This window comes from Falsiruegeria mediterranea M17 (assembly GCF_900302455.1).
In the GTDB taxonomy this organism is placed as follows: domain Bacteria; phylum Pseudomonadota; class Alphaproteobacteria; order Rhodobacterales; family Rhodobacteraceae; genus Falsiruegeria; species Falsiruegeria mediterranea.
Genome location: NZ_ONZG01000001.1, coordinates 655980 through 669759, shown reverse-complemented (window position 1 = coordinate 669759; position 13780 = coordinate 655980). Strand labels below are relative to the sequence as shown.

Annotated in this window: 8 protein-coding genes and 1 pseudogene; 1 reads left to right on the top strand and 8 read right to left on the bottom strand. The window is 56.0% G+C overall.

Features of this window, described 5'->3' with window-relative positions:
- Positions 1 to 130, top strand: a 130-nt coding sequence (locus TRM7615_RS03265; protein WP_165821352.1) for an integrase core domain-containing protein, incomplete at its 5' end; no start/stop codon positions are given.
- Positions 131 to 259: 129 nt separating this feature from the next.
- On the opposite strand, the gene TRM7615_RS03260 is transcribed toward TRM7615_RS03265, so the two are convergent.
- The 8 genes and pseudogenes from TRM7615_RS03260 to dnaA all read right to left on the bottom strand — a co-directional run bounded on the left by TRM7615_RS03260 (position 260) and on the right by dnaA (position 13280).
- Positions 260 to 3124 (bottom strand): type I restriction endonuclease subunit R, encoded by a 2865-nt coding sequence (locus TRM7615_RS03260; protein ID WP_108785442.1) that lies wholly within the window; start codon positions 3122 to 3124, stop codon positions 260 to 262.
- A gap of 24 nt (positions 3125 to 3148) precedes the next feature.
- Positions 3149 to 4357: a restriction endonuclease subunit S gene (locus tag TRM7615_RS03255; RefSeq protein ID WP_108785441.1), complete on the bottom strand. Its 1209-nt coding sequence runs from the start codon at positions 4355 to 4357 to the stop codon at positions 3149 to 3151.
- Positions 4354 to 5910, bottom strand: a pseudogene (locus TRM7615_RS03250) (type I restriction-modification system subunit M). Before TRM7615_RS03250 ends, TRM7615_RS03255 begins: the two are co-directional and overlap by 4 nt.
- 321 nt (positions 5911 to 6231) lie before the next feature.
- Positions 6232 to 8649, bottom strand: a complete 2418-nt coding sequence (gyrB, locus tag TRM7615_RS03245; protein WP_108785440.1) for a DNA topoisomerase (ATP-hydrolyzing) subunit B — start codon at positions 8647 to 8649, stop codon at positions 6232 to 6234.
- 78 nt (positions 8650 to 8727) lie between these two features.
- Entirely contained in the window at positions 8728 to 9348 is a 621-nt protein-coding gene (locus TRM7615_RS03240; RefSeq protein ID WP_108785439.1) for a LysE family translocator, read from the bottom strand.
- Positions 9345 to 10442 carry a DNA replication/repair protein RecF gene (gene recF, locus TRM7615_RS03235; protein ID WP_108785438.1) on the bottom strand — a complete coding sequence of 366 codons (1098 nt, stop codon included), beginning with the start codon at positions 10440 to 10442 and terminating at the stop codon, positions 9345 to 9347. Before recF ends, TRM7615_RS03240 begins: the two co-directional genes overlap by 4 nt.
- Before the next feature lie 63 nt (positions 10443 to 10505).
- Complete coding sequence (gene dnaN, locus TRM7615_RS03230; RefSeq protein ID WP_108785496.1) at positions 10506 to 11624, bottom strand: DNA polymerase III subunit beta; 1119 nt, start codon at positions 11622 to 11624, stop codon at positions 10506 to 10508.
- Between the two features lie 237 nt (positions 11625 to 11861).
- Positions 11862 to 13280, bottom strand: coding sequence for a chromosomal replication initiator protein DnaA (dnaA, locus tag TRM7615_RS03225; protein WP_108785437.1), 1419 nt, complete (start codon positions 13278 to 13280; stop codon positions 11862 to 11864).
- Between the last annotated feature and the right edge of the window lie 500 nt (positions 13281 to 13780).

Below are 13780 nucleotides of genomic sequence, written 5' to 3'. Positions count from 1 at the left end.
CGAAGCACAAATCCTGATCGAACAATGGAGAAAAAACTACAACACGAAACGTCCACATAGTGCCCTAGGTTATCGCCCGCCAGCGCCCGAAACCATCGTCCAGATGGACCAAAGGCCAATCATGCACTAACAATCAAACCGGACCACTCAGGTGGGGCTGATCACATGTTTTAACCGCCTTTGACCCAATACGATGGCTCTCGCCTACGAAATCAGTGGCGATTCGGCGGTGTCATGGCAGGTGATTCTGCTGCTAACCCTATTCACCCAACCCTTCCTGAAACCTCTCGAGGAAACTGACCATCTTTGCGATGATGCGCTCGGCTACTGACTTTCGCGTCAGAATTCCTGGCTGAGTGCGCACCGCCTGTAGAACTTCGTCAGTGAGGGGAGCTTTGTTCGAAAACTGAAATGCTTCCAACAGCCCATTGAAACGATCTGGGTCCAAATCCTCCTCAGAGCACAGCGTTTCGAAGGCTTCAGTCTGCTTCTGTTTCCAAAATTGCCAAAAGGTTTCGATGGTCTCTTCCTCCGACTTCGACTTGGGAAGATAGGATGAGATAAACTCCTCGATCAGTTCGCGTTTGCTTCTCAAGCGTGGCTCCGACCCAAGCAGGTCGAGAACAGCTTTCTGTTTGGCTTCAGCGTCTTCTGCTTCATCCGCATCCCCGGACGACATCGATGCCAACAGAGTGAGAATGTAGGCGACGTTGATGTTGTCGCGCCGGATCAACTCGAGCTCAAAATCGACTTCATCGACTATCGACGCCTTTAAATCGTCATCATTGTTGGCCTTCACACGATCGTGGATGTCCAAGTATTTGCTCTTATAGTCCTCGAACCTTTGCGGATCGAGAACCAGGTCCTCTGCCGAGAACTCAGCGAACGTCGACAGGACGTTCCGGATCCGCATGAGCTCACGAAAGGCCCTTACAAAAGCAAGGATGTCTTCTTCAGATTCCAACTTGTCGACAGCATTCGGTGTAGCCGCAATTTGAAATAGATCCATGGCGGCTTTGTTGAACTGATCGACATGTACTTGATACGGCTCGATCAGGATCTGGTCACTTGCATCCCGGTTTGAGAAAAGCGCGATGGCGTCATCGACCTTTTCCTTGAGGTTCCGGAAACAGACAACATTGCCCTGTGATTTCACCTGCCCAAGAATGCGGTTGGTACGCGAGAACGCCTGGATCAGACCATGGTATCTCAGGTTCTTGTCCACATAGAGAGTGTTGCACGTCTTGGCGTCGAAGCCGGTCAGGAACATATTGACGACCAACAGGATATCTATGCCTTTCTCGGGCACGAAGTCCTTCTTGTCCCGCCATTTCATGCGCTTGGCCAAGCCTTTGTAATAGACGTAAAAGGCCTTGCCATCTTTGACGCTATTGTTGGTGCCGAACATGGCATTGTAGTCGGATACATAAGAGGCCAGCTTATCCCGGCTATGCTGGGTCTGTATGTTGACCGGGCCGCCAGTCACGTCTGCTTCATCAATCAGACCGTTAGCCTCGGCATCCTCTTCATTCGCAGCGAACGTGAAGATGGTGGCGACCTTCAAATCATGCAGGCCTGCTTCCTTCCTGCTCTTGAACGCCTCATAGTATTTGGTCAGGGCCTCTACGGACCCAACGCACATGATGGCGCTGAACTGACGCTGGTGTGTCTTCCTGTCGTGGTTCTGGATCACCCAGTCAACAACGTTGCCAATGCGCCTGTCGTCTTCGAAGAAGCCTTTCAGATCAAGGCTTGCAACTTCCTCGTCGCCGATTAGAGATCCATCCTTGCGGCGAAGCTTACCCCAGTACTCAACCGAGAACCGTAGGACGTTCTCGTCTCTGATCGCGTCGGTGATGACATATTTATGGAGTGGCTCATCAAAGAGCTTTCTCGTGGTTTGCTTGCCCACGGCGTTCTCTTTGAGGATCGGCGTGCCGGTGAAGCCAAACAGTTGAGCCTTGGTGAAGAATGCGACGATGTTCCTGTGGGTGTCTCCGAATTGAGAGCGATGGCACTCATCGAAGATGAAGACCACCCGCTGATCTTTCACGTCCTGAAGGGCCTTTTCATGGCGCTCCCTGGTGATGGCAGTGTTCAGCTTCTGGATCGTCGTGACAATCAGCTTGGTTTCGCCTGAGAGCTGCCTGACCAGTTGATTGGTGTTGTCTGTGCCATCCACTGAACCTGGGGAGAAGAAGTTGAACTCTTTCGTCGTCTGATAATCCAGATCCGCCCGATCCACGACAAAGACAACCTTGTCCACCTTGGGGTTCTCAATCACCACTTGGGCAGCCTTGAAGCTCGTCAGCGTTTTGCCCGACCCGGTCGTGTGCCAGATATAGCCATTCTTCCGCCCCTTCATCACCCGGTCCAGGATCCGCTCGACCGCGTAGTACTGATAGGGGCGCAGCACCATGAGGTTCTTGTCGCTCTCATGCAGAACGATGTATTTGGCGATCATCTTCGAGACGAAGCACTTTTCCAGGAAACCGTCTGCAAATTTGTCCAGACTCTTGATCGGTTCGTTGTCTTCTTCAGCCCAATAGAAGGTCTGCTTGAAATCCTGGTTCCGATTGTTGGCGTAATACTTGGTGTTCACGCCATTCGAGATCACGAAGAGCTGCACATATTGGAACAGGGCGTTCCCCGCGCCATAGCTGTGCCTTTGATACCGGTTGATCTGGTTGAAGGCTTCACGCAATTCAATGCCACGACGTTTCAGCTCGATCTGGATCAGCGGCAGGCCGTTCACCAGCAGCGTCACGTCATAGCGGTTCTTGTAGGCCCCTTCCTGGGTCACCTGCGTCGTGACCTGATACCGATTGCGGCACCATTCCGTCTTGTTGAAGAACTCGATCCAGGCCGTTGTTCCATCGTCCCGCTGCAGGGCAAAGCGATCGCGCAGCGTCTTTGCCTTGTCGAAAACGTTGCCCTTCTCCAGATGGTTCAGGATGGTACGGAATTCACCAGGGGAGAATTTCAGGCCATTATGCGTTTCCAGCTGGGTTTGCAGGTTCGAGGCGAGGGCTGCGCTGTCAGGAATTGAGACGGCCTGCCAGCCCAACCCCTCGAGACGTTTGACAAGGGCTGCTTCGAGTTGGGCTTCGGACTGAACGGACATGAAAAATCCTTTTGGGGAATGAAATCAGACAAACATCTTTTGCAGGAGGCCCTTTTTGAAGGTCTCCATTTCGGAAATCTGGGCGGATACAGCTTCGATCTTGGCATCTATGGAGGAAAGGAAGTCGGCGATTTTGCGTTGTTCGTCGGGATGAGGGCACATAATTGTCAAAGCTTTCAGATCATGCGTTGTGACACCCTTTATCGAAGTCCCTTGGGCTACAGACAGCAGCTTTCTCTTGTTCCTGCAAAGCCAGTAGGCATAAAACTCAGGCACTCCATCGTTAGGAATGAAATTGGTAAAATCTTGGGAGGTGCAAACGTCCTCGGGCGCTATCGCGCACTTACCAATTCCAACACGCGTAACAATGAGAACCGCACCCTTAGGAGTGATTTGTGTCGCGCTCTGACGAATAGCTTCCTCAGTAATCCTCCGCTCGATTTTAAGAGATTTGATCCGATTTTCAGCAAGATCAGAACTGGAAACCCAAGCCGTTTTTCCCTTCCAATACTCGAGAACATTAGTGTCCGGTGTTCCTCCACCTGCGAAGCCGCCCAAACCGCCCAACTTCCGCTCTTTCCAATCCGGGAAATCGGAACCGTCATCTCTGGTGAAACGCAGAGCCCGAGAGAACAGCTGCTGCATCACCCCGCGCTTGTATTCCTCCATCGCGGACTTTTTTTCAGTCAAAAGAGATACTTTTTCAGCTACGGCACCTACGAAGTCGGCTATCTTCTTTTGTTCATCGCGCTTGGGAACGACGGGCTTTAATTTTAGGAAGGCGTCTTGTCCTAAAGTTTTGTTGCGCCCTGCCCCTCCAGGAGAGGCGATTTCCAGAAGGATCTTTCCTTTCGGCGTAAGCAGAAGCTGCTTGATGAAAGGCAGGTAAGAACGCTCTTCGTTTTCCAAGAACATTGGAAAACGGTGTGAAGCAATGAACTCCACCTCTTTGTCCGAAGTCAGAGCAACAGCTTGCTCCCATGCAAATACAATGTTCAGAACGAGTGCATCGGGAACAACTTGGAAAACCCGCTTGTTTCCCAACGCTTCCCCAAAAACCGGCCTCTTGTGAAATAGCCCCTTCCCATGAGAACGAACCCCGATCTCTCGATAAACCTCACCCGGAGCCACTTGGACAGGGTTGCTGACACGCCGCAACAATTGGGAAAACGGAGTGCTTTCCCAAGGCTGATCGAATTCTGGAAACCGAAGAGATGGGGAGAACGCCCTCATACCGGGGCCTCCAAACCCAATTCTGCGCAAAATGAACGCATTGTCTCATCCACTTCCTTCATATCAAGGTTCAGGTCGTGGATACGACGTGTCGTAGCTTCCAGGTCCACGTCTGGCTCGGGATCATATGTGTCCACATAACGGGGGATGTTCAAATTGAACTCGTTCTCACGGATTTCGGCCAGATTGGCCCGATGGCTAAACCGTTCTTCCTCTGCACGGATGCGGTAAGCTTCGACAATCCGGTCCACGTCCTTGTCACGCAAATTATTCTGGTTTTTGCCCTTTTCGAAACAAGAAGATGCATCAACGAACAGGACATCTTCGTTCTCTTTGCACTTCTTGAAAACCAACAGTCAGGTTGGAATTGTAGTGCCATAAAAGATGTTGGCCGGTAGGCCAATCACCGCATCCAGCCAATTCTTGGTTCCCACCAGAAATTCACGGATCGCCCCTTCGGCCCCGCCACGGAACAGCACCCCATGGGGCAAGACCACCGCCATTGTGCCGTCTTCGTCCAGGTGGTGCAGCATATGCTGCACGAAGGCGAAGTCCGCCTTGGAACTGGGGGCGAGCTTGCCATACTCCGAGAAACGGTCGTCGCTTTCAAAAATCTTGCTGGCCGACCATTTCGCAGAAAATGGCGGGTTGGCCACGATAGCCTCCGACAGCAGCCCGTCATGCTGGGGATGTTCCAGCGTATCTTCCTGCCGGATATCGAAATTCCGGTAATGTACCCCATGCAAGATCATGTTCATCCGCGCGAGGTTGTAGGTGGTTCGGTTCAGTTCCTGGCCAAAGAAGTCCCCCACGTGCTCAACCTCGCGGGCCACGCGCAACAACAGGGACCCGGATCCGCAAGTGGGGTCGTAAACAGAACGAAGGCGGGTTTTGCCTGTGGTCACGATCCGGGCCAGGATGGTCGAAACCTGCTGGGGCGTATAGAATTCCCCCGCTTTCTTGCCCGCCCCGCTGGCGAACTGCCCAATGAGGTACTCATAGGCATCGCCCAGAACGTCAGACTTGGTGTCCTGAAGCTGAAAGTCGATTGCATCAAGGTGCCCAAGCACCTTGGCGATAACTGCATTCTTGGCTTCTTCAGTGCGGCCAAGCTTGCTTGAACTCAGATCCAGGTCTTCAAACAGGTTGTCGAAATCATCCTCGGACTCAGTGCCCATGGTGGATTTCTGGATGTTGTTCAGGATCTTTGCCAGATCAGAGAGGATGAATGTATTTGGCTGAGCGCCCTTGGCCGCGATGGCGCTGAACAGTTCGGAAGGCTTCAGGAAATATCCCAGCGCTTCGATCGCGTTCTCCTCGACTGCTTTGAGAATGCCAATATGAACAGCATCATTCTCATCAAGGTTTGCAAAGGTCAGACCATCGGCTTTGAGGATCTTGTCGGCATAGAGATTCAGGCGTTCCGACAGATACTTGTAGAAAATGAAACCTAGGATGTAGTCGCGGAAACCATCAGCATCCATCCGCCCCCGGAGAACATTCGCAATATCCCAGAGCTTTTGCTCAAGCTTCTTCTTCTGTTCGTCAGTCACGCTGCTGGTTCCTCATAGATCTTACAAAGGTTCTACCAGCAGTCGATTGGATTGAAACCCAGTTTTCAGGCATACCCTCGGAGCCGGGCTGCTATGACAAACGTTTTATGATGCTTCCCACGCTTTCTGCCTGGCAGGTTTATTCATTCTGGGCGCGACCGAGCTTGCTGAATAGACTGCCTACAAGAAAATGCCCCGCAACTGCCGACGGGGCATCATGACCAAAAACCAACAAGGGCTCAAAACACGGACCGCAGAACTATGGGCGGATACCGCAAAACTATGAGGTATCCGCAGTGCTATGGGGAAACCTACACAGTGTTAGAAATCGAGGTTTTCTACACTCAGCGCATTTTGCTGGATGAACTCGCGTCTTGGTTCCACCACGTCGCCCATGAGCTTGGTGAACAGATCATCTGCTTCGACCATGTCATCCACGCGCACTTGCAGCAGCGTACGGGCGTCGGGGTCCAAAGTGGTTTCCCACAGCTGATCAGGGTTCATTTCACCCAAACCCTTGTAGCGCTGCAACGAGAGGCCCTTTTCGCCTTCCTCCAGGATCGCGCGTAGCAGATCCAGAGGGCCGTGGATGATTTGTACCCGGTCGCGGCGTATCAACTGGCATGAGGTCGAATAAACCTCTTGCAGGCTTTGGGTGAAGCTGCCGGTCTTGCGGGCTTCGCCCGAACGCAGCATGGGGCCGTCCAGCGTGCGAACCTCTTCGACGCCGCGAAGGATACGGGCCAGGCGGATGCCGTGGTCCTGTGTGATCCGGCCCTGCCAGCCGCGTTCGTATTCCAGTGCGATTTGATCCAAGCGGGCGGCAACCTTATCAGCCACGCCTTGCAAGTCGCTGTCCACCGCGCCAGGTACAAAGGCCCCGGCAACCGCAGCTTGTTCCAATATATGGCGGGGGTAATGCGTCGGGAAGGCATCCAGTACGCGCTTGAGTTGTCGTGCTTCGTCCACCACACGGGTCAGATCTTGGCCGATGATCTCTTCACCCGAGCCAAGCTTTAGAACAGCACCGTCAACGCCCTGATTGACCAGGTATTCGTCCATGGCGGCTTGGTCCTTCAGGTACACTTCAGATTTTCCGCGCGACACTTTGTAGAGCGGCGGTTGCGCGATGTAGAGGTATCCACCTTCGATCAACTCGGGCATCTGGCGATAGAAGAAGGTCAGCAACAGCGTTCGAATGTGCGCGCCGTCGACGTCCGCATCGGTCATGATGACGATCTTGTGGTAGCGCAGCTTTTCGATGTTGAATTCATCCCGGCCAATGCCAGTGCCTAGCGCCATCACCAGGTTGCCAATCTCTTGGCTCGACAGCATCCGATCAAAACGCGCCCGCTCCACGTTCAGGATCTTACCCTTCAGCGGTAGGATCGCCTGTGTCTGGCGGTCACGACCGGTCTGAGCGGAACCACCAGCCGAGTCACCCTCGACCAGGAAAACTTCGGTTTTGGACGGGTCTTTCTCGGAGCAATCCTTGAGCTTGCCTGCCAGATAATTGACATCCATCGCCGTCTTTCGACGGGTCAGCTCTCGGGCCTTGCGAGCAGCCTCACGGGCCAAGGCTGCCTCAACAATCTTACCGACGATCTGTTTGGCGATGTTTGGGTTCTCTTCGAACCATTCTGCCAGCCGTTCGTTCATCAAGCCCTCAACGGCAGGGCGAACTTCAGAGCTGACCAGCTTGTCCTTGGTTTGCGAGCTGAACTTGGGATCGGGCACTTTGACCGACAGCACACAGGTCAGACCTTCGCGCGCATCGTCACCGGTAAAGTTCACCTTTTCCTTTTTGGCGACACCCGACGACTGTGCATAATTGTTGATCGTCCGCGTCAGCGCGCCACGGAAGCCCGCCATGTGGGTGCCGCCGTCTCGCTGAGGGATGTTGTTGGTAAAGGGCAGCACCGTCTCGTGATAGCTGTCGTTCCACCACATCGCGATTTCAACGCCGATGTCGTCCCGTTCACCCTTGATATAGATCGGCGCCTCCATTACAGGGGTCTTGGAACGGTCGAGATATTTGACGAACTCGTTCACGCCGCCTTCGTAAAACAACTCGGATTCCAGTCGCTCGGCAGGGCGTTCGTCAATCAGGATGATCCGCACGCCCGAGTTCAGGAACGCCAGCTCGCGTAGACGCTTTTCAAGCGTCTCGAACGAATATTCCAAGTTCGAAAACGTATCGGTCGAGGCCAGGAACCGAACCTCGGTTCCGGTTTGGTCACCGCAGTCGCCCACGACTTCCAGATGCCTGGCAGTCTCGCCGCGTTCAAATCGTGCGGTGTGTTCCTTACCGTCGCGCCAGATGCGCAGCTCCAGCCAGTCGGACAGGGCGTTCACCACCGAAACACCCACCCCGTGCAAACCACCCGAAACCTTGTACGAGTTGCTGTCGAACTTACCACCCGCGTGCAGTTGGGTCATGATGACCTCTGCCGCCGAAACGCCTTCTTCCTCGTGAATGCCAACCGGAATTCCACGCCCGTTGTCGCTCACGGAGACGCTGTTGTCGGCGTGGATTTTGACGGTCACATGGTCGGCGTGACCGGCCAAAGCCTCGTCAATTCCGTTGTCCACGACCTCGTACACCATGTGGTGTAGACCCGAGCCATCGTCGGTGTCGCCGATGTACATGCCGGGACGTTTTCGAACGGCTTCCAAGCCCTTGAGAACTTTGATAGAATCGGCGCCGTATTCTTCGGGTGCCTGATTGTCTTCGGACATGCGGAGAGTACCTTCATTATTTTGTCACCTTATACGTTTTCTGGGGGGGATTGTCACGTCATCCCACCATATTTTGTGTCACGTAAAGGGAATAATCAGACCAACACAGATCAGCAGGCAACCGGCCACGATATTGGTCCGTCGCATCGTTTGCGGCGAGGTCAAAACACTGCGCACCCGGTCGATGAACAGAGCAAAAGCAAGGTTGCCCAGCAGGGGCACTGTGAAGGACAGTGCAAGGATCGGGAGGATGTCGGTGCGGGTGATCTGGCTGAGGTCAAAGAACCCCGGCAGCATGCCCATATAAAACAGGATCGCCTTGGGATTGGCCAAGATAACGATCAGCCCGGCCATGAACCCCGCCCATTTGCCAGGCTTGGTCAGCGCCTTGTTTTCGCGGATCGTGTCGCCTGCATGGCGCAGCACGCCAACACCCATCAGCAGGAACACGCCGCTGGCCACATAGCGCAGAACGGTCATGAAGCCTTCGATCTCGTTCACCAGCCAAGACACGCCGATGATCGCCAACAGCGGCCAGAGGATATCCCCAATCGCGACGCCAAGCGCCAGCGGCCAGGCCGCCTGGAACCCGCCGCTGAGCGAGCGTGCGATGATTGCCAGCCAGACGGGACCGGGCGTCAGGAACAAAACCAGCAGGGCGCCAGCGTATAGGGTCAACTCCCAAGCGGTGACGGTCATCGGGCGTGAACCTCGGACACGCCATCGTGTTCGGTGACGTCCAGGAACTGGGCGCGGGTTTCCAACTCGGCGAACAACTCGGGCCCGGTGCCGGTCATCCACGCTTGGGTGCCAAGCGCGCAGATCTCGTCATAGAGCGCCGCACGACGACCAGCGTCGAGATGGGCCGCGACCTCGTCCAGCAGTACGATCGGCGGTGCGCCGGTCTGGGCTGCCAATGCGCGGGCGTTGGACAGGATCAGCGAGACCAGCAGCGCCTTTTGCTCCCCGGTCGAGCAATCTTTGGCTGGCACGCCCTTGGCAGCAAACACACCATACAGGTCACTGCGATGCGGTCCGACCAACGTCCGCCCCGCTGCCAGATCACGGAACCGGCTTTCGATCAGCGCCTCGCGCAAGTCATTTTCGGTTTCGGGCATGGCCCCTTCGGTTTGCACCAGTTCAAGATCGGCTGAGGGGAAGGCCGTTTGTGCCTGCTCCTGGGCCTGCCGGACCAGCTCCAGCGCCGACAGCCGCCCCTGATGAATGCGGGTGCCTGCCTCGGCCATCTGCCGCTCCAGCGCCACGTACCAATGATCGTCGCGGATTTGCTCCTTGAGCAGCTTGTTGCGCTCGCGCATGGCCTTTTCATAGAGCAGCGAGGCCTCGGCATGGCCCGGATCAAAGCTCAACGCCATGCGGTCCAAAAATCGCCGCCGCCCATCGGCGCCTTCGATCCACAGCCGGTCCATCGAAGGCACAAGCCAAACTACCCGCGACAGTTGCCCCAAAGCCACCTGATTGGCCGTTTTATCGTTGATCCGCACCTGTCGAGCGCCGCCGCCATCGGACCAGGTTTCGATCTCGTGGCATTGACCCTGCACGTCCAACACGCCTTGCAGCTTCCAGCCCAAGGCCTCGGGGCGCCGGGTCATCTCGGCCGCACTGGCCCGCCGCATGCCGCGCCCTGGGGAAAACAGGGACACCGCTTCAAGGATGTTGGTCTTGCCCGCCCCGTTTGCCCCGTGAATCGCAACCGGTCGACCGTCCAACGACAGCCGCGCCACCTTGTGTGAGCGGAAATGAGATATGGTCAACGAGGTCAGAGCCAGCACGAGACCCTACCCCTTCTTCTCGTGAAAAATGCGGCCGCCAGAGGCATCGCGCGGAACGCGCGATCAGACACGCATCGGCATGACGACATAAACCGCGCTCTGGTCGTTACCTTCCCGCATCAGGGTCGGATCACCCGCAGAATTGAACATGAACACCGCATTCTCGCGGTCCACCTGAGACGCGATTTCCAGCAGGTATTTGGCATTGAACCCGATCTCGAGCCGCTCGTCGCCATAGGCCACGGCCAACTCTTCCTCGGCCGCGCCGCTGTCGGGAGCATTGACCGACAGGATCAGACGGTCTTCTTCCAGCTGCAACTTCACCGCGCGTGAGCGTTCGGACGAAACTGTCGCAACCCGATCTACGGCCTGGGCGAACTCGGATGCATCCACCTCCAACCGGCGGGTGTTGCCCTGTGGGATCACGCGCGTGTAGTCAGGGAAGGTGCCATCGATCACCTTGGACGTCAGGGTAATGTCCGGTGTGGCAAAACGTACTTTGGTTTCGCTGACCGACACGGCGATATCCATCTCATCATCGTCCAGCAGCTTGCGCAGCTCGCCCACGGTCTTGCGCGGCACGATCACACCTGGCATGTCCGCAGATCCTGCGGGCAGTTCGGCATCAATACGGGCCAGGCGGTGACCATCGGTCGCCACGGCACGCAGCACCTTGCCGCCATCGGCGTCGGTGACATGCAGGTAGACACCGTTCAGGTAATAGCGGGTCTCTTCGGTTGAGATCGCAAATTTCGACTTGTCGAACAGGCGGCGCAGCACAGCGGCCGGCGCAGTAAAGTTCGACTGGTACTCGGACGAGGCCATGACCGGAAAATCTTCGCGCGGCAGCGTCGCCAGCGAGAAATTCGACCGACCTGCATCAACTGTCAGACGGCCCGTGGCGCTGTCGGCCGTGAGTGTCACGAGTGCCCCGTCGGGCAGCTTGCGTACAATCTCGTGCAGGGTGGTGGCGGCAACCGTGGTGGCGCCTGCTCGCTCGACCTGAGCGGGGGCCTTGTCCACAACTTCGATGTCCAGATCGGTGGCGCGAAATTGCACGCTGTCGCCTTCGGCTTCGATCAGAACATTTGCCAGGATCGGGATAGTGTTGCGGCGTTCCACAACGGATTGGGCCTGAGACACGGCCTTGAGCAGCGTGCCGCGTTCGATGCTGATCTTCATAATCCCTACATCCTTTTCTTGGGCCAGCGAGATGGCCGGGACAGGCACCCTAACGGGTCAGGCCTGCGGTACAAGTTTTTTCATGGATTTGTCCGCTGGAATGCAGGGAGCGTCAAGGCCCGCGTGGCCCTTGGGACACAGATCAAAGCAAATCGTTGACCGCAGCACACAACCGGCGAACAAAAAAGGGCCCCGGAGCGTGTCCAAGACCCTTTTTCATGAGTGGTGGTCGTAAGTCTATGCCTCGAGCGCGCGGCGCAGCATCTCGACGTCTTCGGCAATCTGCCCATCGGTCAGTTTCAGCTCTTCGATGCGCTTAACGCCGTGCATGACCGTGGTGTGGTCACGCCCGCCAAAGCGGCGACCGATTTCGGGCAGCGAGCGGCTGGTGAGCTGCTTGCACAAATACATCGCAACCTGACGCGGGCGGGCATAGGACCGCAGGCGCTTGGGGCCAATGATGTCGCTGAGACGGATGTTGTAATAGTCGGACACCTTGCGCTGGATTTCCTCGACCGTGATCTTGCGCTCGGAGGCGCGCAGCACATCGGCCAGGCAGTCCTGCGTCAGATCCATATCGATCTCGCGCCCCACCAGAGAAGCAAACGCAAAGAGACGGGTCAGAGCACCTTCGAGCACACGCACGTTGGTCGAAATCCGGTGCGCCAGAAACTCCAGCACGCCATCCGCGATCTTGAGGTCGGGATAGGTGGCTTTGTGCTGCTGAACCTTGTTCTGCAGAATGCCCAAGCGCAGTTCATAGTCGGTGGGATGCAGATCGACAACCAGCCCACATTGCAGGCGCGATTTTACGCGGTCTTCCAGATCCTTGATCTCGCCTGGGGCGCGGTCCGCCGAGATAATGATCTGTTTGTTCTGGTCCACCAGCGCGTTGAAGGTGTGAAAGAACTCTTCCTGGGTGGAATCCTTGCCCGCAATGAACTGCACGTCGTCGACCATCAGCACGTCGACCGAGCGGAACAGATGTTTGAAGTCCATCATTCGGCGTTCGCGCAGGGCCTGTACAAAGCGATACATGAACTGTTCTGCCGACAGGTACAGCACGTTCAGGTCAGGGCGTTTCGATTTCAGTTCCCAGGCGATGGCGTGCATCAGGTGCGTTTTACCAAGGCCAACGCCGCCATACAGAACCAACGGATTGAAGGTCACTGGACCGCCCTCGGACACGCGGCGCGCAGCGGCATGGGCCAGTTCGTTGGGCTTGCCGACAACAAAGCTGTCAAAGGTAAAGCGCGCGTCCAGCGGCGCGGCTTGCAGCGAATCCAACGGGTCAAATGCGCTACCGGTTGCACGAGTGTCCGTGGAAACGGTCTCCGTGGTCGGGGTCGCGTGTTTGCTCTCGGTTGGGCGCTTGCCGACAGAGGCGGTCGCTGTCGCAGGCCGTGCCGGAGAGTTCGCAGCAACCCGAAACGCAATGCGCTGCACGGATTCACCCGAGCTGTTGAGTTCGTACAGGATCAGATCAGCGAAGTTCTGGCTGACGTAATTTCCCATGAAGTTTGTCGGAACCGTAAAGACTGCAACCCCATCGTGCAGCTCCTGGAACTCAAGCGGTTCGATCCAGGTCGAGTAGTTGTTCTGTCCAACTGTCTTGAGCAGTTTTTGACGGAGTTGTCCCCATTTTTCTTGTGTCATCCAGCGCCTCACGCGTCCCATCATCAGCGGCCATTCAGCCTGTTATTACCCATCCAATTCACCGGACCAGTCCCGGTAGCGACCACTCATAAGGATATCGTTCACCGATGTGTGAGCACCGGCGTCATGCGATTTCCAAACCGCATGAAAACGAACAACGAAAGACAAACACCCGTCTTGTCCCGACGGATTGTACATCCTCGTCACCCGTAACACTCATTTTCGACAGGGCTAGGGCGTTTGAGTATACCCATAGCAGACCGACCGTGCCGGGTTGCCCCGACTCTCGGCAATCGCAAGTGCCTTCCCTGATACCAGTCAGGTCGGGTGCCTTGCAGCCTGTCCCCCCAAGCGAGTGAATCGCTGGAACAGTGGTAGCAAGTCCGGGTGCAGAGCGGCAACGAAACTCTGATGTTGACTCTGCCTTTGGCGACAAAGAATCTCTCGCGCTCGCAGCAACGGGGCATCCGTGCAACAGGCACAAAAAAAGGCGCTGCCGA